This window comes from Actinomadura livida, from assembly GCF_014648675.1.
Lineage (GTDB): Bacteria > Actinomycetota > Actinomycetes > Streptosporangiales > Streptosporangiaceae > Spirillospora > Spirillospora livida.
Map to the genome: position 1 here is coordinate 305,087 of NZ_BMRO01000010.1, position 20,025 is coordinate 325,111.

The 20,025-nt window shown below is 72.3% G+C and carries 16 protein-coding genes; 6 read left to right on the forward strand and 10 right to left on the reverse strand.

Features of this window, described 5'->3' with window-relative positions; genetic code table 11:
• Positions 1-33: 33 nt before the first annotated feature.
• On the reverse strand, positions 34-2,190 hold the full coding sequence (locus IEZ03_RS24680) for an MMPL family transporter (RefSeq protein ID WP_184881190.1): 2,157 nt from the start codon (positions 2,188-2,190) through the stop codon (positions 34-36).
• A 168-nt stretch (positions 2,191-2,358) separates the two neighbouring features.
• On the opposite strand from IEZ03_RS24680, the gene IEZ03_RS24685 reads away from it, so the two are divergent.
• Positions 2,359-3,516, forward strand: coding sequence for a cystathionine gamma-synthase (locus IEZ03_RS24685; RefSeq protein WP_184881192.1), 1,158 nt, complete (start codon positions 2,359-2,361; stop codon positions 3,514-3,516).
• Positions 3,517-3,564: 48 nt separating this feature from the next.
• On the forward strand, positions 3,565-4,656 hold the full coding sequence (locus IEZ03_RS24690) for an alpha/beta hydrolase (RefSeq protein ID WP_229808542.1): 1,092 nt from the start codon (positions 3,565-3,567) through the stop codon (positions 4,654-4,656).
• Positions 4,657-4,692: 36 nt separating this feature from the next.
• Here the strand turns inward: IEZ03_RS24690 and IEZ03_RS24695 are convergent, their stop codons facing one another.
• The 3 genes from IEZ03_RS24695 to IEZ03_RS24705 are packed head-to-tail and all read right to left on the reverse strand — an operon-like array spanning position 4,693 to position 8,774.
• Entirely contained in the window at positions 4,693-5,211 is a 519-nt protein-coding gene (locus IEZ03_RS24695) for a hypothetical protein (RefSeq protein WP_184881193.1), read from the reverse strand.
• Between the two features lie 27 nt (positions 5,212-5,238).
• Positions 5,239-7,299: a vWA domain-containing protein gene (locus tag IEZ03_RS24700; protein ID WP_184881195.1), complete on the reverse strand. Its 2,061-nt coding sequence runs from the start codon at positions 7,297-7,299 to the stop codon at positions 5,239-5,241.
• 38 nt (positions 7,300-7,337) lie between these two features.
• A complete protein-coding gene (locus IEZ03_RS24705; protein ID WP_229808543.1) occupies positions 7,338-8,774 on the reverse strand; it encodes a sigma 54-interacting transcriptional regulator in 1,437 nt (478 codons plus the stop codon).
• A 182-nt stretch (positions 8,775-8,956) separates the two neighbouring features.
• On the opposite strand from IEZ03_RS24705, the gene IEZ03_RS24710 reads away from it, so the two are divergent.
• The 3 genes from IEZ03_RS24710 (at position 8,957) to ilvA (ending at position 12,418) form a co-directional block, all read left to right on the forward strand.
• Complete coding sequence (locus IEZ03_RS24710) at positions 8,957-10,120, forward strand: FIST signal transduction protein (RefSeq protein WP_184881197.1); 1,164 nt, start codon at positions 8,957-8,959, stop codon at positions 10,118-10,120.
• A gap of 74 nt (positions 10,121-10,194) precedes the next feature.
• Entirely contained in the window at positions 10,195-11,124 is a 930-nt protein-coding gene (locus IEZ03_RS24715) for an ROK family protein (RefSeq protein ID WP_229808554.1), read from the forward strand.
• A gap of 55 nt (positions 11,125-11,179) precedes the next feature.
• A complete protein-coding gene (ilvA, locus tag IEZ03_RS24720) occupies positions 11,180-12,418 on the forward strand; it encodes a threonine ammonia-lyase (protein ID WP_184881201.1) in 1,239 nt (412 codons plus the stop codon).
• 74 nt (positions 12,419-12,492) lie between these two features.
• Here ilvA and IEZ03_RS24725 read toward each other — a convergent pair whose 3' ends face one another.
• From IEZ03_RS24725 to hppD, 5 genes are all read right to left on the reverse strand, one after another.
• The gene (locus IEZ03_RS24725; protein WP_184881203.1) at positions 12,493-13,914 is read right to left on the reverse strand and encodes a M1 family metallopeptidase; all 1,422 of its coding nucleotides are present in this window, start codon (positions 13,912-13,914) and stop codon (positions 12,493-12,495) included.
• Between the two features lie 150 nt (positions 13,915-14,064).
• A complete protein-coding gene (locus IEZ03_RS24730) occupies positions 14,065-15,645 on the reverse strand; it encodes a M1 family metallopeptidase (RefSeq protein WP_229808544.1) in 1,581 nt (526 codons plus the stop codon).
• 53 nt (positions 15,646-15,698) lie between these two features.
• Positions 15,699-16,502 carry an RDD family protein gene (locus tag IEZ03_RS24735; protein ID WP_184881205.1) on the reverse strand — a complete coding sequence of 268 codons (804 nt, stop codon included), beginning with the start codon at positions 16,500-16,502 and terminating at the stop codon, positions 15,699-15,701.
• Between the two features lie 101 nt (positions 16,503-16,603).
• Positions 16,604-17,395, reverse strand: coding sequence for an RDD family protein (locus tag IEZ03_RS24740; RefSeq protein WP_184881207.1), 792 nt, complete (start codon positions 17,393-17,395; stop codon positions 16,604-16,606).
• Between the two features lie 98 nt (positions 17,396-17,493).
• Positions 17,494-18,585 carry a 4-hydroxyphenylpyruvate dioxygenase gene (hppD, locus tag IEZ03_RS24745; protein WP_184881209.1) on the reverse strand — a complete coding sequence of 364 codons (1,092 nt, stop codon included), beginning with the start codon at positions 18,583-18,585 and terminating at the stop codon, positions 17,494-17,496.
• A gap of 128 nt (positions 18,586-18,713) precedes the next feature.
• Between hppD and IEZ03_RS24750 the strand changes: the two genes are divergently transcribed.
• Positions 18,714-19,259, forward strand: a complete 546-nt coding sequence (locus IEZ03_RS24750) for an Lrp/AsnC family transcriptional regulator (protein ID WP_184881211.1) — start codon at positions 18,714-18,716, stop codon at positions 19,257-19,259.
• 67 nt (positions 19,260-19,326) lie between these two features.
• Here IEZ03_RS24750 and greA read toward each other — a convergent pair whose 3' ends face one another.
• Positions 19,327-19,827 (reverse strand): transcription elongation factor GreA, encoded by a 501-nt coding sequence (gene greA / locus IEZ03_RS24755; protein ID WP_184881213.1) that lies wholly within the window; start codon positions 19,825-19,827, stop codon positions 19,327-19,329.
• Positions 19,828-20,025: the final 198 nt, after the last annotated feature.

Consider the following 20,025-nt stretch of genomic DNA (forward strand, 5'->3'; position numbering starts at 1 on the left):
GGCTCCGCAACCCGGCGTTCTAGGGGATCCCGGCTACCGGGATCCGGTCGGGGCGAGGTCGTCGCGGGTGTCGGCGGGCTTGAGCTCCTTCTGCGAGTCGGCGCCGTGGCCGGGCCACCACGCCTTGCGGCCCAGCAGGGCGGTGACGCCCGGCACCAGGAAGATCGCCATGATGAAGGCCGACAGCGCGATCCCCAGCGCGATGGAGAAGCCCATCTGCTGCAGCATCGACACCTTGGCCAGCAGCATCACCGAGAACGTGCCGGCGAGGATCAGCCCCGCCGCGGCGACCGTCGGCCCGCCGTGCTCGACCGCCAGCGCGGCGGCCTTGCGCGGCTCGTGCCCCGCCTTGGCCTCCTCGCGCAGCCGCGCGGTCATCAGGATGTTGTAGTCCGTCCCGATGGCCAGCACGAACAGGTACAGCATGATCGGCAGGTGGAAGACCTCTCCGGGTTGGCCCAGCAGCCCCTGGAAGACGTACACCGCCGAGCCGAGCGTCGCGGCGAAGCCCAGCAGCACCGCCGGGACGAGGTACAGCGGGGCGACCACGGAGCGCAGCAGCGCCAGCAGGATCAGCGCGATGAGCACCCCGGCGACCGGCAGGATCACCGACAGGTCCCGGTTGACGACCCTGTTGATGTCGCTGTAGATCGCGGTCTCGCCGCCGACGAACACCTCGGTGCCCTCCGGCGCCATGTCGTGGACGGCCGGCCCGAGCTCGTTCTTGACGTGGTTGATCGAGTCGTTGTCGACGGGGTTGCCGTTCAGCACCAGGTTGACCTGGCCGATGGTGGGGTCGGCCTGGCTGACCACGGCGGGCTGGACGCCGCCGACGCCGGGCAGCGACTTGGCCTGCTGCCCCCAGGCGTCCAGCTCGGCCTTGTCCAGCGGCTGCCCGTCGCTGGAGCGGACCATGACCTCGACCGGAGTGGTCTGCCCGGCCGGGAAGCCCTTCTTCATGTCCTCGGTGGCCAGGGCGGACTCGGTGTCCTTCGGGAAGCTGGACTGGAAGTCGTAGTCGGACTTGAAGTTGATCGCGCCGGACGCGAGCGCGACCATCAGGACCCCGGCGCCGAGGGCGATCGCGGCCGGCCGCCGGCCGACCATCCCGCCGAGCCGCGCCGCGGTGGTGCCCTTCGGCTGCGTCTTCCAGGACTTGGACGGCCAGAACACCGCGGGCCCGACCAGCGACAGGATGGCGGGGAAGAGCGTCAGCGAGGTGATGCCCATCACCACGACGCCGATGGCGAGCGACGGACCCCACGCGGCGAAGATCCCGAAGGACGCCAGCATCAGGACCAGGAACGTGACCGCGATCGCGGCCGCGGCGGAGGTGATGACCTCGCCGACCCGCTCCACCGCGGAGATGAGCGCGGTCTTGCGGTCCTCGCCGGCGCGCAGCCGCTCCCGGTAGCGGAACAGCAGGAACAGGTAGTAGTCGGCGCCGACGCCGAACATCACGATCGTCAGGATGATCTGCAGGCTGTCGTCGCCGGTGAAGTCCAGCAGCTTGGACGCCGTGCCGATCAGCCCCATCGACATCTGCTCGGTCGCGATGATCACGATGATCGGCAGGATCGCCGCCAGCGGCGCCCGGAAGATCAGCAGGATCAGCCCGATGATGAGGGCGAAGGTCGCGACGGTGATGAGCATGAAGGACTGGGTGAAGGAGTCCTCGTTGTCGACGAACATCGCGACTTCGCCGCCGACCTTGGCCTCAAGGCCGTCGCCGAGCTGCCTGGGCAACTCGGCGCGGATGTCCTTGACGGCCTGGCTCTGCTCCTGGGCCTCGCTCCCCGTCGCCATGTCCATCGGCACGGTGATGAGCTGGATGGACCCGTTGGGGGCGATCGCCTCGGGGCTCGTGAGGAAGCCCTTGACCGTGGGGTAGGTCTTGGTGGACAGGTTCTTGGCGGCCTCGGCGACCTTGGCGTTGTCGGCCGGGGTGAGCTTCCCGCCGTCGGAGCGCTGCACCACGATCAGCGCGGACATGTCCGCCTGCTCGGGGAACGCCTTCTCGGCGAGCTCGATGGCCTGGACGGACTCGTACCCGGAGGGCAGGAACTCGCCCTGGTCCGACTCGGTGGACAGCTTGGGGGAGAAGGCGATGATGACGATCGCGGCCGCGAGCCAGGCTGCGATCGTCCACCACGGGTGTCTCACGACGAAGCGCGCGAGCCGAGCGAACATGGGGCTTCCTTAATCAGGGTGAGGGGAGACAGGAAAGAATGAGTACCTGTAAAACGGTAGAGATCGGATGGGGCCTTGGGGTCACCCGCTGCGCTGAAATACCGGCTGATACCTCCGGGGGAGCACCTCATCCTCTAGGAGGGGAGCGGGGTGGATAGCCTCGTACCCATGGACAACGAGGTTCAGCGAGGCTTCGAGACCCTGGCCATCCACGCGGGCCAGGAACCCGACCCCACCACGGGGGCGGTCGTGAAGCCGATCTACCAGGTCTCCACCTACAAGCAGGACGGCATCGGCGGGCTGCGCGGCGGCTACGAGTACTCCCGGTCGGCGAACCCGACCCGGACCGCCCTTGAGACGTGCCTGGCCGAGATAGAGAGCGGCGTCCGCGGGCTGGCGTTCGCGTCCGGGCTCGCCGCGGAGGACGCGCTGCTGCGCGCGGTGTGCCGGCCGGGCGACCATGTGGTCATCCCGAACGACGCCTACGGCGGCACCTACCGGCTGTTCGCGAAGGTGGCCGAACCCTGGGGGGTGGCGTTCGACCCGGTGCCGCTGGGGGACATCGAGGCGGTGCGGGCCGCGGTGGGCCCGCAGACGAAGATCATCTGGCTGGAGACGCCGACGAACCCGCTGCTCGGCATCGCCGACATCGCGGCGCTGGCGGCCGTCGCCCACGACGCGGGCGCGCTGCTCGTCGTCGACAACACCTTCGCCTCGCCCTACCTCCAGCGCCCGCTCGAACTCGGCGCGGACGTGGTCGTCCACTCGACCACCAAGTACATCGGCGGCCACTCCGACGTCGTCGGCGGCGCGCTGATCGTGTCGGACGCGGAGCTGGGCGAGCGGCTGGCGTTCCACCAGAACGCCATGGGCGCCGTCGCGGGCCCGTTCGACGCCTGGCTGACCCTGCGCGGGATCAAGACGCTCGGCGTGCGGATGGACCGGCACTGCACGAACGCCGAGCGGATCGTGGAGATGCTGGCGCGGCACCCGGCCGTCCGGGAGGTCCTCTACCCGGGGCTGCCCGGCCACCCGGGCCACGACGTCGCGGCCAAGCAGATGAAGGCGTTCGGGGGCATGGTCTCGTTCCGGATGGAGTCCGAGGAGGCCGCCGTCCGGGTGTGCGAGGCGGCGAAGCTGTTCACGCTGGGGGAGTCGCTCGGCGGCGTGGAGTCGCTGATCGAGCACCCGGGGCGGATGACGCACGCGTCCGCCGCCGGGTCGCCGCTGGAGGTGCCGGCCGATCTGGTGCGGCTGTCGGTCGGGATCGAGGACGTCGGTGATCTTCTGCGGGATCTTGAGCGGGCTCTCGCCCACGCGAGCTGATCAAGCCTCTATACTCGGCGCGCCAGGTTCGTAAAGAAAGGGACCGGGGTGCGCAAAGTTCTGGTCTGTGGGGCGGCGTTCGCCGCGACGTGTGTCTCCGCCGTAGCCGTACCGGGTGGGGCCCAGGCGACGTCACCGGCGCCTACGCCGCCCGCGTCCGTCCCGGCGTCGCCCTCCGCCCCGCCCGGCGGGGGGCCGGGGACGACGCCGCCCGAGGGTGCGCCGACCGGCGTCCCCGGGTCGCAGGAGCCGTCCGCGTCCGGCACGTCGCAGCCGGTGGAACCGGACGGCGAGACCGACGGGACCGTCTCCGCCGAGGCCGTCATGGTCACGCCGGAGCTGCCGCGGGCGCGGACGTACGCGTACGGCAAGGACCGGGCCCAGCGGGTCGACGTCTACTGGCGCAAGACCGAGCCGGGGGCGGCGCCGCGCCCGGCCGTGCTGATCCTGCACGGCGGGTACTGGCTGCACGGTGACAAGGCCGGCTGGAAGTACTTCGCGCGGCGGCTGACCGAAGAGGGCTTCGTCGTGCTGTCGGCGAACTACCGGCTCGCGCCGCGGGCGCAGTGGCCGGCGCAGCGCGACGACGCGATGTCCGCGCTCGCCTTCCTCAAGGACAACGCCGTGCGGTGGAACCTCGACCCGCGGCGCGTCGCCGTCGTCGGCGCCTCGTCCGGCGGGCACCTCGCGACCCAGCTCGGCACGTTCGGGACGGGTTCCGCGCAGGTCCGCGGCGTGGTCGCGCTGTCGCCGGTGACCAGCCCGTCGCTGGCCTACCACGACGGCGGGAAGCCGACGGCCACGCCGAGCCAGCGGAAGCTGCGCGGGGCGGTGACCGCGCTGCTCAACTGCGCCCCGGGCGTCTCCGCCGACGAGGAGTGCCTGGCGAAGCTGGAGGACTCCAACTCCGCGTCGCACGCCTCGACGGGTGACGCGCCGATGCTGCTCATGCACACGGCCGGCGACTTCGTGCCGATCTCGCACAGCAACGCGCTGGCGGGCGCGCTGACCGCGGCGGGCGTCCCCGCGACGGTCAAGGGCCTCGACGGCGACATGCACGCGTCCGGGCTGCTGGCCGGGGAGAAGACCTACCCGACGATCGTGGCCTGGCTCAAGGAGCGGCTGAGGCCCGGTTCCTAGCAACGGGCACCGGCCGGCCGGGGCGCGGCGCCCCGGTCAGCCGTTCCAGACCATCAGCAGCAGGATCACCAGCCACATCAGCGCGACCACGCCGGAGATGGCGGCGATCCGGCCGCGCTCCACCTGCGCGATGTCGTCGCCCGAGCCGGGCCGGGCTGCGTCCCCGGTGTCCTTGCCGGCGCCCTTCTCGTCCTCCGGGGCGGGCCCGGCGGGGGCCGCGCCCTCCTTCTCGGCCGCGACCTCCAGCAGGTGCGCCGCCTTTCGCTGGTCGCGCTCGACGATCAGCAGCAGCACCAGCGCGACAATGAACAGCGTCATCGACGCCGACAGCCACACCTCCGCCAGGTCGCCCTGGGCGAGCAGCAGCCCGAACAGGAAGATCCCCAGGCTGGTGACCCCGTAGATCTGCGTGACGCGGTGCAGGTAGCGCAGCACGACCACGTTGCGCCTGCGGATGTAGCGCGGGGTGGACATGGTCGCCGCGGTCAGCGGCCCCAGCGTGAAGATCGCGAACCCGATGTGCAGGAACAGCAGGAGGTGGTCGGACGTCGACATGACGCCGACCCTAGCCCCTCCGCCCCGCTACCGGCGGCCGCGCCGCACCCGGAGGTAGTCGCTGACGACGTACTCGCCGAGCCGCTCGGCGTCGGGCGCGAAGACGCGGCCGCCGTTGCGGCGCGCGACCTCCTCCACGAACGAGACGAGGCGGCGGTCCTCGGCGAGCATGAAGAAGTTCATGCAGGCGCCCCGCCGGGTCATCTTGTCGACCTCGGCGAGCGTGAGGACGAGGGTGTCGGTGGACGGCGGGTAGTCGAACAGCGAGCGGCCGTCCGGGCGCAGGTGCGCGGTCGGCTCCCCGTCGGTGACGACGAGGACGATCGGCTCGAAGTCGGGGTGCCGGTCCAGATGCCGGCCCGCGATCATCAGCGCGTGGTGCAGGTTGGTGCCCTGCACCATGTCCCAGTCCAGGCCCGCCATCTCCGTCGGGTGCAGCACCCGCGCGTAGTTGGAGAACCCGATGATCTGGATGGCGTCCTGCGGGAACTTGCTGGTCACCAGCGTGTGGAGGGCGAGCGTGGTCTGCTTGGCGACCGCCCACGTCCCGCGCAGCACCATCGAGTACGACAGGTCGACCAGCAGGCACACGGCCGCGCCCGTCCGGCGCTCGGTCTCGTGCACCTCGAAGTCGTCCACGCCCAGCCGCACCCCGCCGGGTCTCAGGCCGCCGGTATCGGGGGGCGCCGGCTCCACGACCTTCAGGGTGGAGACCGCCGGCGCGTCGACGGGGGCGGCCGGCCGCGCGCCGTCCTCCATGGCGCTGCGGCGGATCGCGTTGCTCACCGTCCGGACCACGTCGAGGGGCTGCTCGTCGCCGAACCGCCACTCCCGGCTCGCCCCGGTCAGCTCGCCCGCCTGGCCCGCGTCGCGCTGGTCGTGGTCGCCCTGCCGGCCGGTCGTGAGCTGCGCGAACACCCGGCGCAGCGCCGTCTCGCCCAGCCGGCGCACCGCCTTCGGCGTCAGCTCCAGCTTGCCGCGGTTGCGCCGCAGGTAGCCCTGCCGCTCCAGCTCCGCCTCGATGCGGCGCAGCGCGGCGATGTCGTCGACCGCCTGCCGGCCGAGCGCGCGGCGGACGGCGTCCTCGTCGATGTCGTCGAGCCGGGCGCCCGGGTAGTCCTGCCCGAGCGCCGCCTCCAGCTCGCTCAGGTCGGCCAGCTCCGCGAGCGCGGTGGTGGCGTCGCCCATGCCGAGCGGGTCCTCGCCGGTCATCTGCTCCGCCTGGCCCCAGCCGAGGTCGGGACGGCGGGCCCGCAGCGCGTCGCCCAGCCGGGTCATCTCCATGGCGAGGCCCGCGTCCTGCATGGCCTGCTCCATCAGCCCGGCCAGCTCCGCGCGCTGCTCCGGGCTGAGCGAGGCGAGCAGCCGGTCCATCGCGGCGGCGCGGCGGGCGAGGGAGTCGACCAGCTCCTCCAGGTTCCGCGGATCGTCGGGGAACATGTCCCCGTACTCGTCCATGAACCGGTCGAAGTCCTCTTGCGTGTGCTCGCCGCGGGCATCGCGGTCGAGCATCTCGTTCAGCGCGCCCATCATGTTCTTGACGCGCTCCATGGCCGCGGGGTCCTGGTTCTCCAGGGCCTGCTTCATGCCCTGGAACTGCGCGTCGAGCACCTCGCGGCGCAGCAGGTCCTTCAGCCGCTCGAACGTCTGCCGGGCCGCGTCGGAGCGCCAGTCGTAGTCCGACAGCCGCCGGATCGCCTGGGACGTGTCGGACGGCAGCGTGTCCAGCTCCGCCTCACGCAGGCGCGCCTCGTCGCCCGGGTCGGGGAACAGCTCGGCCCGCTCCTGCCCGATCGCGGTGTCGAGCAGCGCGCGCGCCTCCTCCAGCGTCCCGTCGAGGCGGCCCCGGTCGCGCAGCGCGCGGCGGCGCTCGCGCACCTGGCGGAGCATGTCGTCGAGCCCCCGCACGTTCGGCATCCGGCCCTGCGGGTCGCCGAGGCCGCGCCGGAGCAGGTCCCGCAGCGCCTCGTCCGGGCGGGTGCCGTCGAGCACCGAGTCGCCCATCGCGTCGAGGGCGTCGCGGACGTCGTAGGGCGGGGCGAGCGGGTCGGGCCCGTCCTCGTAGGCGCCGTAGCGGTATCGGCTCATCGAATCTCCTCGCAGGTGGAGAAGTCAGGTTCCGGGCGTCAGGTCCGGTAGGTGGCCGTCCCGTCGGCCCGTCCCTCCGCGGCGTCCTTGGACAGCCGGCGGGTGAGGAACAGCCCCTCCAGGGCGAACTCCAGCGCGGCCGCGGCCTGGCCGGGGGACTCCCCGCTCATGCCGAGCCGTTCCATGATCTTCGCGAGGCCGGGGACCTGCCCGATGCGGCGCAGCAGCTCCGTCGCCGGCACCAGCTCGCCCGACTCGACGCTGTCGCCGGAGTCGAACCGGTCCAGCAGCCCGCTCAGGTCGGCGGGGCCGAGCGTCCGCCGGTAGGTCTCGGCGATGGCCCGGCGCAGCAGGTGCTCCAGCACCTCCTGCTCGCGGCCCTCCTCGCTGACCTCGAACTCCACCTTGCCCATCAGCGACGGGACGACCGCGGGCAGGTCGCAGACCCGCGCGACGGCGTGCTCCTCGCCGGCCAGCGCCGCGCGCCGCACCGCGCCGGCGGCGACGGTCTCGGCGCCCGCGAGCGCGAACCGCGCCGACACCCCGGACCGGGCGTCCACCGCGGTCGACTCCCGGACGAGCCGGGTGAACCGCCCGATCACCTCGATCAGGTGGTCGGGCACCTCGGCGGGCAGCCCCGCGAGGTCGGCGAAGTCGGCCTCCTGGCGGATCAGCGCCAGCTCGGCGTCCAGCTCCAGGGGGTAGTGGGTGCGGATCTCGGCGCCGAAGCGGTCCTTCAGCGGGGTGATGATGCGGCCCCGGTTGGTGTAGTCCTCCGGGTTGGCGGACGCGACGAGCAGCACGTCCAGCGGCAGCCGCAGCGCGTAGCCGCGGACCTGCACGTCGCGCTCCTCCAGGACGTTCAGCAGCGCCACCTGGATCCGCTCGGCGAGGTCGGGCAGCTCGTTGATGGAGAAGATCCCGCGGTTGGTGCGGGGGACGAGCCCGAAGTGGACGGTCTCCGGGTCGCCGAGCGTCCGGCCCTCGGCCACCTTGATCGGGTCGACGTCGCCGATGAGGTCGCCGACGCTGGTGTCGGGCGTGGCGAGCTTCTCCCCGTACCGGTCGTCCCGGTGCCGCCACTCGACCGGCAGGTCGTCGCCCTTGTCGGCGGCCAGCCGCCGGCAGCGCACGCACACCGGCTCGTACGGGTGGTCGTTGATCTCGCAGCCGGCCACGACGGGGGTCCACTCGTCCAGCAGCCCCGCGAGGGTGCGGATGAGCCGTGTCTTGCCCTGCCCCCGCTCGCCCAGCAGCACGAGGTCGTGCCCGGCGAGCAGGGCGCGCTCCAGATGGGGCAGGACGGTGTCGTCGAAGCCGAGGATGCCCGGGAAGCGCGGCTCCCCGGATCGCATCCGGGCGAGCAGGTTGCGGCGGATCTCCGCCTTCACCGGCCGCTGGACGTGGCCGCTGGTGCGCAGCTCGCCCAGAGTGGCCTCGCTGGGTAGGGATTCACGCGGTGTGGATGAACGCACGCGACCGACATTACGTCGCCGGTACGCGGAATCGCACCCCGGCGGAGGATTCGTCCGCCGGTGGGTTCGTCCGTGAGTGTCCTGTCCTGTGCGGATCGGGCGATGTTTGGGTGGGCGGCGCACCGCGGGGGACACTGTGCGTGTGAACGGAGCGGCGAAACGCAGTGAGGGAGGCGGCGCCCATGGCGCGATTCGGTGATGGCCTGGCCTCCGGACCCGACCTGTGCGAGGCGGCCGTGTCGGCGGTCGAGCAGGCCCTCGCGCCGCTCAGCGCGGCGCCCGACCTGGTCTGCGTCTTCATGACGGGCGAGGACCCGGAGGTGTTCGAGGCGGCCGCGGCGGCCGCGGCGCGGGCCGCCGGGCCCGCGGTGCTGCTGGGCTGCACCGCGTCCGGGGTGATCGGCGCCGGGCGCGGGGTGGAGGAGGCCGGCGCGGTCAGCGCGTGGGCGGCGGTGCTGCCGGGCGCGCGGCTCGACCCGTTCCGGCTGGAGACGCTGAAGGCCGACGACCGGCTGATCGTGGTCGGCATGCCGGAGGCGCAGGACGACGACGTGGTCGGCGTGCTGCTGACCGACCCGTACACCTTCCCGGTGGACGCGTTCGTCGAGCGCTCCGACGACGCGCTGCCCGGTCTCCCGCTGGTCGGCGGGCTCGCGGAGGGCCGCGAGCGGGGCGACACGCGGCTGTTCGTCGGCGGGGACGTCTACCGCGACGGCGCGGTCGGCGTCGTCATCGGCGGGTCGGTCGCCGCGGCGACCGTGGTCAGCCAGGGCGCCCGCCCGATCGGGCCCGACATGGTGGTGACCAGGGCGGAGGAGAACGTCCTGTACGAGCTGGCGGGCGTTCCCGCGCTGGAGAAGCTGGAGCAGGTCGTCCTCGGGCTCCCGGAGGAGGAGCAGGAGCTGGCCGGGCGCGGCCTGCTGATCGGCGTCGCGATGGACGAGTACGCCGAGGAGCACGAGCACGGCGACTTCCTGGTCCGCGGGGTGGTCGGCGCCGACACCGACAGCGGCGCCATCGCGATCGGCGACGTGGTGGACGTGGGCCGCACCGTCCGGTTCCAGGTCCGCGACGCGGGCGCCGCCGACCAGGACCTCGCCGCCCTGCTCGACAAGTTCGACATGCGTCCGGTCGAGGGCGCGCTGCTGTTCTCCTGCAACGGGCGCGGGCAGGCGATGTTCGCCGACTCCGACCACGACGCCCGCGTCCTCGACCGCGCCTTCGGCCCGGCCGGGGTGGGCGGCTTCTTCGGCGCCGGCGAGATCGGCCCGGTCGCGGGACGCAACCACGTGCACGGCTTCACCGCGTCCATCCTGGCGTTCGGCCGGGCCGGGGAGCCGGCTTGACCGGCCCCGGGGCGGATCCCGCGGCAGAGCCCGCGCCGGGTCCGGCGGCCGGTGCGGGCGCGCCCGTCCTCGCGGTGGACATCGGCGGCACGAAGCTCGCCGCCGCGCTCGTCGAACCGGGCGGGCGCATCGCCGCCTACGACCGCGCCGCGACGCCGGGCGGGCCGGACCTGGACGCCGAGGGGCTGTGGCGGGCGCTGGAGGTGCTGCTCGGCAAGCTCGTCGCCGGGGCCGGCGACCCGGCCCTCGCGGGCGTCGGCGTCGGCTGCGGCGGGCCGATGACGTGGCCCGCCGCGGAGGTGTCCCCGCTCAACATCCCGGTGTGGCGGGACGGCTTCCCCTTGCGCGCCAGGCTCCGCGCCCGCTACCCGGGGCTGCCCGTCCGCATCCACAACGACGCGATCTGCGTCGCCGTCGGCGAGCACTGGCTCGGCGCGGGACGCGGCCGGGACAACGTCCTCGGCATGGTGGTGTCCACGGGCGTCGGCGGCGGCCTCATCCTCGGCGGCCGGCTCGTCAACGGCGCCAGCGGCAACGCCGGGCACATCGGCCACGTCGTCGTCGATCCCGGCGGGCCGCCCTGCGCGTGCGGCGGGCGCGGCTGCCTGGAGGCCGTCGCCCGCGGCCCCGGCCTGGTCGCCTGGGCGCGGGAGCAGGGCTGGCGGCGGGAGAGCGCGGACGCCACCGGCGTCGAACTCGCCGCCGACGCACGCGGCGGCCACCCGGTCGCCGTCGCCGCGCTGCGCCGGGCCGGTCGCGCCCTCGGCGTCGCGATCGCCTCCGCGACGCACCTGTGCGACCTGGAGGTCGCCGCGATCGGCGGCGGCGTCTCCCAGACGGGCGAGCTGCTGTTCGAGCCGCTGGAGGAGGCGTTCCGCGAGCACGCCCGGATGGAGTTCGCGCGCCGGGTGCGGATCGTCCCCGCCGGCCTCGGGCAGACCGCCGGGCTCGTCGGCGCCGCCGCCCTGGTGTTCGCGCAAGACCGCTATTGGAGTGCGGGTTGAGCGCGGCGGGTGCGAGTATCGGATCGCGGGGTCCCGTCCCCCGCGGGAGGCATTCATGAGGTACCGGCCAGAGGACGCCGTCACCGTCGACGACGTCCGCGCCGCCCGGAAGCTGCTCCGCGAGGTGGTCGTGCCCACCCCGCTGATCCCGTCCCGGGTGCTGTCGGAGCAGATCGGCGGCCCCGTCCTGCTGAAGTGCGAGAACCTGCAGCGCACCGGCTCGTTCAAGATCCGCGGCGCGTACGCGCGGATCGCCGGGCTGACCGAGGCCCAGCGCGCCGGCGGCGTGGTGGCGGCCAGCGCGGGCAACCACGCGCAGGGCGTCGCGCTCGCCGCGGCCATGCTCGGCTGCCGGGCGACCGTGTTCATGCCGGTCGGCGCGCCGCTCCCCAAGATCGCCGCGACCCGCGGCTACGGCGCCGAGGTCGTGTTCCCGGGCCCGACCGTCGACGAGTGCCTCACCGCCGCCCAGGAGTACGCCGACGAGTCCGGCGCGGTGCTCATCCACCCGTTCGACCACCCCGACGTCGTCACCGGGCAGGCCACGATCGGCCTGGAGATCATGGAGGGGTGCCCGGACGTCCGGACCATCGTGGCCCCGGTGGGCGGCGGCGGCCTGCTGGCGGGCATCGCGGCGGCGGCCAAGGGGGTCGCGAAGGAGACCGGCGGGCGGCAGATCAAGGCGCTCGGCGCGCAGGCCAAACGGGCGGCGGCGTTCCCGCCCTCGCTCGCCGCCGGCCGGCCCCTGCCGGTCGCGGTGGAGCCGACGATGGCGGACGGCATCGCGGTCGGCCGCCCCGGCGAGCTGACCCACGCCATGTTCACCGAGCTGGTGGACGCGGTCGTCACCGTGACCGAGGAGTCCATCTCCCAGGCGCTGCTGCTGTGCCTCGAACGAGCCAAGCAGGTCGTCGAGCCCGCGGGGGCGGCCGGGGTCGCGGCGCTGCTGGAGCACGGGTACGCGGTCGAGCCGCCCGTGGTCGTCGTGCTGTCGGGCGGCAACATCGACCCGCTGCTGCTGTCGAAAGTGCTGCGGCACGGCCTGGCGGGCGCGGGACGCTACCTGGTCGTCCGCTGCCGGCTGAAGGACCGTCCTGGCGCGCTGGTGACCCTGCTCAGCGAGCTCGCCGAGCTGGGCGTGAACGTCCTGGACGTCATGCACGAGCGGGTCGCGGCCCGCCTGCACGTCGAGGAGGCCGAGGTCCTCATGCATCTGGAGACGCGCGGCTCCGGCCATTCGGAGGACGTCATCGGCCGCCTCCGCGAGAAGGGCTACACCCTCACCCTCAGCTGAACGAACGTTCACTTGCGGCGTGTCGTTGCCATCCGCGCTCTCATGACAACAACACGCCGCAAGTCAACGAGCGGTCAGACGGACGGCTTGCCCTCGGAGTAGAGCCAGGCGTCGGCCCAGGCGTCCAGCTTCTTGTGCGAGAGCCGCTCGGCGAAGCGGACGAGGTCCTCCGTCGAGGCGTTGCCGTAGCGGTACGTCGCCGGCCACTCCCTCAGCAGCCGGTAAAAGGCATTCTCACCGATGGTCTGGCGGAGGACGTGCACGGCCATCGCGCCGCGGTCGTAGACGAGGCCGTCGAAGATGTGGTCGCGTCCGGGATCGGAGACGACGCCCTTCCACAGGCCGTCGTCCGCGGGCGTCGCGTAGACCGCGTCGAAGCTCTCCTGGACGGGCGTGCCCTCGAACTTCTCGGCGTACAGCCACTCGGAGTACGTCGCGAAGCCCTCGTTCATCCAGATGTCGGCCCACCGCTCCGGCGTGACCGAGTCCCCGAACCACTGGTGGCCCAGCTCGTGCGCGACCAGCGAGCCGCTCGGGATGGCGCCCGGCCGGCGGCCGAGGTCGTACACCGGGCGGCCCTGGGTCTCCAGCGCGTACCCGAAGCCGCCCTTGACCACGATCCCGCCCGTCGAGGTGAACGGGTAGCGGCCGTACAGCGACGCCTGGAAGTCCTGGATCTCGGCGGTCTGCCGGTGGAACTTCTGCGCGTCCTCCGGCGTGACGCCCTGGGCCCGGTCGGTGGCGGTCAGGTTCGGCACGCCGTCGCCCGTCCGCCCCGTGATGACGTCGTACTTGCCGATCGCGAGCATCGACAGCTCGCTGGCCATCGGGTGCCGCATGACCCAGCGCGTCGTCGTCCAGCCGCCCTTGGTCGACGTGCCGCGCAGGTCGCCGTTGGACAGCGTGGTGTGGCCCTTGGGCGCCGTGAGCGTGAACGTGTACGTCGCCTTGTCGGTCGGGTGGTCGTTCACCGGGTAGACCGTGGCGGCGCCGAACGGCTGGTTGACCATGACCGCGCCGTCGGCCGTCGGGATCCAGCCCGACGTCCCCAGCGTGGCGTCGTTGATGGGCTGCGGGACGCCCGAGTACGCGACGGTCACCGTGAAGTGCCGGTGCTTGCGCAGCCCCTTGCGCGGGGTGATGACGAGCTCCTGGGCCCCCGTCCGCTTGAAGGACGCCTTGTGCCCGTCCACCTTCAGCGACGAGATCGTCAGGGGGCCGAGGAAGTCCAGGTTGAACCGGGACAGGTTCTGCGTCGCCCGCGCCTTGATCTTGGTGACGGCCCGGATGCCCTTCGTCGCCGGGTCGTACTTCAGCCCGACGTCGTAGTGGGCGACGTCGTAGCCGCCGTTCCCCATGTCGGGGAAGTAGGGGTCGCCGGCGCCGGGCGCGCCGGGTGTGAACCGCTCCGCGGCGCTCGCGGGCGCCGCCGACACGGTGAGAGCCGCGGCGACGCCCAGCGTCACGGCGGCGAAGGCTCTGGGGGTTGTGCTCATCGGCCTCGTCCTCGGTGCTCCTCGGTGACGGCCGCCGCTCCGTCACGACGGCCGTGATCAAGACTTTCTCCTGATCGGGAACGGTTCAAGCGCGACTTGGTCTCGAATACGCGAGCATGAGGTGCCTTTTGTGACCGGATGTGGACCCTGTTACCTGGCCGGCCGGCCCTTCTCGTAGAGCCAGTCGTCGAAGAACGAGTTCAGCTTCTTGCCCGAGACCTTGTTCGCCGTCTCGATGAACTGCGGCGTCGTGGCGTTGGAGTGGCGCTTCTCGTCCGCCCACGTCTTCAGGATCTTGTAGAAGGTCTCCTCGCCGACCCGTCCGCGCAGCGCCACCAGCGTCATCCCGCCGCGGTCGTACACCGAGCGGCCGAACATCTGCTTGCGGCCCGGGTCGCCGGGCGGGTGGTCCCACAGGTCCTTCGCGAGGGGGCTCTTGTAGCGCTCGTCGAACTGCTCCTGGACGGTCCGGCCGCCGCTCTTCTCCTCCCACAGCCATTCGGCGTAGGTGGCGAAGCCCTCGTTCAGCCAGATGTCCTTCCACCCGGTGACGCTGACGCTGTCACCGAACCACTGGTGCGCCAGCTCGTGCGCCACGATCGTGGGCTCGGCGCCGAACGACCCGTACACCGGCCTGGTCTGCGTCTCCAGCGCGAAACCGACCTCCGCGTTGTCGACCAGCCCGCCGCTGGAGTCGAACGGATAGGGGCCGAACAGCTTGGCGAACTCGTCGGTGATCTCGGTGTTCAGGCCGTGGAAGGCGTCCAGGTTGACCATGGAGAGGGTCGGGTCCGCCGCGCTGATGACCTCGACGCCGCTCTTGGTCCGCCCCGTCCGCACGTCGAAGCGCCCGACGGTGACGGTCGCCAGATAGGTGGCCATCGGCGCCTTGACGTGCCACTTGGACGTCGTCCGCGCCCGGTGCCCGATCGGCTCGACTCCCGGGACGCCCGTGCTCGGGGGCCCGCCCGGACCCGTGCTCGGCGGGGCGCCCGGCAGGCCGGGCGCATCACCGCCGGTCCCGGTGGGCGGCGTCGCCGGCTCGCCGTTGGCGATGGCCGTCAGCCCCTGCGGGACAGTGATCTCGAAGTCGAACGTGGCCTTGTCGCTCGGGTGGTCGTTGCTCGGGAACCAGGTCTGCGCCCCGCTCGGCTGGCACGCGACGAACACCCCGTCGGACGTGCGGATCCACCCGTAGGTGCCGAGCACCGGATCCGACACCGGCTCCGGCGTCCCCGAGTACTCGATCACGGTGGTGAACTGCGCGCCCTTCCGCAGCGGCTTCGCCGGGGTGACCTCCAGCTCGCTGCCGCCGCGCTGCTGCCGCGCCGGGGCGTCGTCCACCTTGATCGACGCCACCTTGAGGCCGCTCAGGTCCAGGTTGAAGCGGGCGAGCCGCTCCGTCGCCTTCGCCGTGATGGTGGCGGTGCCCTTCAGCTGCTCGCCGGCGTTCGGGTCGATGTTCAGCTTCAGCGAGTAGTGCTGGACGTCGTAGCCGCCGTTGCCGTCCCCCGGCACGTAGTCGTCGCCCGCGCTCGTCGGCCCGGCCGGGCCGGTCGCGGCCGACCCCGAGGGCGAGCCGGACGAGCCCGCGTCGTCGTCGAAGGGGGTCAGCTGGCAGGCCGCGGTCAGCGACCCCGCGACGGCGAGCGCGGCCAGTCCCGCGGCACCACGGAACGCGGTCCGCGAGCCGTGGCGGCGACGGATGGGGGATTCTCCGGCCTTGTGCACGCGCCAAGCCTGCCCGGCCGGGTACGCGCAGGGCAACTCCGATCCGCTCCCGGTCAGCGCTGGGCGTAGGGATCGGGGGCGTTCGGGCTCGCCCTGACGACGACGGTGCGCGCCGCCTTGCAGTGCAGTGCCTGCTTGCGCGGGTCCCACAGGATCCACAGGACGTTGATCAGGCCGATGCAGCCGCAGATGCCGCCGAGCACGCTGTAGAACGCGGAACGGCCCGCGGCCTGCCCGGTGGTGATGGCCTGCCCGTTGTCCTCCCGGACGACCCTGATCCCGAGAAGCCTCTTGCCGAGGGTCTGCCCCCATCTGGCGTGCATCAGCCAGTAGTAGAAGAAACCCAGCACGACACCGATCGCGTTGCTCGACAGCTGGGCGTTGGAGGAGTACACCGACCCGCGCGTGCTGTCGTCGAAGACGTTGCCCCAGTCGACGAACGGCAGCGAGATCAGGCTGGTGACGATTCCGACGAGGACGATGTCCACGATGGCGGCGCCCAGGCGCGCCCAGCGGCTCGCCAGTCCCTGGGCGGGATCGCCGTAGCCGCCCGCGCCGCCGTAGCCGGCCGGGCCGCCGTACCCGGGCTCGTCACCGTATCCGGGCTGGCCGGGGTACTTCGGCAGCCCCCCGTATCCGGGCTGCTGCCCGTGGGGCTGCTCTCCGTACGGACGCTCTCCGTAGGGCTGCTCTCCATAAGGCTGTTGACCGTGAGGCTGTTGACCGCCGTACGGTTGCTGTCCCCCGTAGGGCTGCTCACCACCGTACGGACCAGGACGGCCGGGACCCTGCGGAGGGCCTTGCGGCCGGTCTTCCGGCTCTCCCCCGGACGCGGGGTCGTTCGGCGGTTGCGTCATGCCGGAAGGGTGGCCGTGCCGCCGCCGTCCAAACTCCCCGCGTCCGGGGGCACCGCAGAGTTTGCACAAAGAAGATCAGAACTTGCCCGTACCGGGGATGCTCAGGACTTGTCGTACGGGTTGGGCATCCACGGCGCCGTCTTCACCACCAGCGTCCCCGCCACCTTGTCGTGCAGCGCCTGCCGGCGTTCGTCCCACAGGATCCACGCCGTGTCCAGGAGCCCGAGCAGCCCGAGGAGGGCTCCGGCGGCCACGAAGAAGTTGAGCGCGGTCGTGACGATCGTGATGGCGTAGACGAACGCCTGCCTGCCGATGGCCTGGCCCCAGCTCACGGCGGAGTGGTCGGCGGCGCTCACCACCCGGATGCCGAGGGCCTTCTTGCCGATCGTCTGGCCGGATCTGGCGTGCAGGACGGTGAAGTACGCGAAGCCCACCGCGAACGCGATCGCGTATCCGACCATGAGCCGCGGGACGTTGTAGAGGTCCAGGGGGTCGGCGATCGGCTCACCGGACTCGATGGACTCCTGCATCTTGTCCCAGCGCACGGAGAACAGGATGGCCGGCACGGACACGACGGCGAGGATGAGGGAGTCCAGGATCGCGGCGCCGAGCCGGGCCCAGCGTCCGGCCAGCATGTCCTGGGGGCCGGTGACGCCCGGGTGCGGCTGGAGGGGCGGTCCGTAGCCCGGGTGCTGGGCGGCGGCGGGCGGGCCGTACCCGGGCGCCGGGGGCGCGCCGTGTCCGGGCGCCGGGGGAGGCGGCGCCTGTCCGGGCTGCGCGCCGTAGGTGCCCTGGTACGGCGGCGGCCGCTCGGCGGTGGGCTCGCGGTCGCCGTCCGCGGCCCGCGCATCCGGCTGGGGGTCGGGCCTGGGGTCGGGAGGGGGTTCGCTCATGGGGGACAAGTGTGCCGCTAACCGGACGATCGGTCACCGGGCCCCCGGGCCCGGCATGATCCAGGCCCGGGATCCGGGCTCGCGGGGGTCGCGGGGCGTCACAGGTTGCCGCGGCGCTCCTGCTCCCGCTCGATCGCCTCGAACAGCGCCTTGAAGTTGCCCTTGCCGAAGCCGAGCGAGCCGTGCCGCTCGATCATCTCGAAGAACACCGTCGGGCGGTCCTGGACGGGCTTGGTGAAGATCTGCAGCAGGTAGCCGTCCTCGTCCCGGTCGACGAGGATCCGGCGCTTCTGCAGCTCCTCGATCGGGACCCGCACCTCGCCGATGCGCGCGCGCAGCTCCGGGTCCTCGTAGTACGAGTCGGGGCTCTCCAGGAACTCCACGCCGGCGGCGCGCATCCGGTCGACGGTCGCGAGGATGTCGTTGGTGGCGAGCGCGATGTGCTGGACGCCCGGCCCGCCGTAGAACTCCAGGTACTCGTCGATCTGCGACTTGCGCCTGCCCTCCGCCGGCTCGTTCAGCGGGAACTTGACCTTGCGGCTGCCGTCCGCGACGACCTTGGACATCAGCGCGGAGTACTCGGTGGCGATGTCGTCCCCGATGAACTCGGCCATGTCGGTGAAGCCCATGACCCGGTGGTAGAAGTCGGCCCATTCCTCCATGCGCTCGACATTGCCGACGCAGTGGTCGATCGCCTGGAAGTACCGCTTCTCCGGCGGCTCGACGATCGGGTCGGCGGGCGCGAACCCCGGCAGGTAGGGGCCGGTGTAGTTCGAGCGGTCGACGAGCGAGTGGCGGGTCTCGCCGTAGGTCGCGATCGCGGCGATCGTCACCTTGCCGTACTCGTCCTCCGTGACGTGCGGCTCGTGCACGCCCGTCGCGCCGTTCGCGAGCGCGTGCCGGTAGGCGGCCTCGACGTCCGGGACCTCGATCGCGAGGTCGACGACGCCGTCGCCGTGCTCGGCGATGTGCCGGCCGAGCCCGGTGCCCGCGCGCACCGGGCCGCGGAACACGAACCGTGCGCCGCCCGACTCCAGCACGTGCACCGCCTCGTCGGGGCTGCCGTTCTCCGGGCCGCGGTAGGCGACCCTGCGCATGCCGAACGCGGTGGAGTAGTAGTGCGCCGCCTGCTTGGCGTTGCCGACGGCGAAGACGACGGCGTCCATGCCCTTGACCGGAAACTCATCCATGCCGCCCAATTTCGACATGCGCCTACAAGGTGCGCAAGGGTGTCCTCAGATGCTGGACAATCTGTACAGTCAGGAGTGCGACCGGCCTGCCGCTCTGTACAGGGTGACCACGAGTCGTGGAGGGTGCCATGCCGATCGACGAACTGGACGGCCGGCTGATCGAGCTGTTCACCGCCGAACCCCGCGTCGGCGTCCTGGAGGCGTCCCGGCGGCTCGGGGTGGCGCGCGGCACCGTCCAGGCGCGGCTCGACCGGCTGAGCCGCGACGGCGTCATCGCGGGCTACGGCCCGGAGATCGACCCCGCGGCGCTCGGCTACGCGGTCACGGCGTTCGTGACGCTGCAGCTGCGGCAAGCGGGCGGGCACGATCCCGTCGCCAAGCGGCTCGCGCAGGTGCCGGAGGTCATCGAGGCCCACACCATCACCGGCCCTGGGGACATGCTCTGCCGCGTCGTCGCGCGGAGCAACACCGACCTGCAGCGCGTCATCGACGTGCTCGTGGACGTGGCGGGCGTGGAGCGCGCGTCCTCGGTGATCTCGCTGGCCACCCAGGTCGCCTACCGCACCCTGCCGCTGGTCCGCGCCTCGGCCCGCCGGGCGGGCCGTACGGGCGGGACGCGGCCGGGGGAGGGCGGCGCAGATGGAGCGAAGCCCGGGGAGCGACCCCCGGGCTGATCGGAAGCGGGATACCCGGCAGCACCCCGTTCCGCGGAACTGCGCCGTCCTCCGCGGACGAACGGGGCTAGTCGGCCCCGTAGGGGGTGGCGTCGAGGATCTCGACCGTCATGCTCCGGCCGTTCGGCAGCGAGTAGGTGGCCTTGTCGCCGACCTTCTTGCCGTTGATGGCCGCGCCGAGCGGCGAGTTGGGCGAGTAGACGTCGATGGGGGCGCCGACCTCCTCGCGGGACGCGAGCAGGAACGTGACCTCTTCGTCGTCGCCCTCGAAGGACACCGTGACGGTCATCCCGGGCCCTACCACGCCCTCGGTACGCGGCGCTTCACCGACGCGCGCGTTCTCCAGGATGCCCTGGAGCTGGAGGATGCGGCCCTCGATCTTGCCCTGTTCCTCCTTGGCCGCGTGGTAGCCGCCGTTCTCGCGCAGGTCCCCTTCCTCCCGCGCCGCCTCGATCTTCTGAGCGATCTCGATGCGGCCCGGGCCCGACAGGTGCTCCAGCTCAGCCTTGAGCCGGTCGTACGCCTCCTGGGTCAGCCAGGTGACGTTGTCAGCGCGGGTCTCGGTCACGGGTACTCCTCATCCACATGTTGTGATCCTCGTCCGCCCGTGGCGGACCGACGTCACATCGACATGAAGTGGCGGCCGGGTGAAACCTCTAGCCTATCCGGTGTGTGCGGTTAAAGGTTCCCTGAACTCGGCGTCTGCAATCCGCCAATCGCATTTCGTCCTTCACCCCGGGCGGGGGCCGCCGCCCCGGGCCGTACC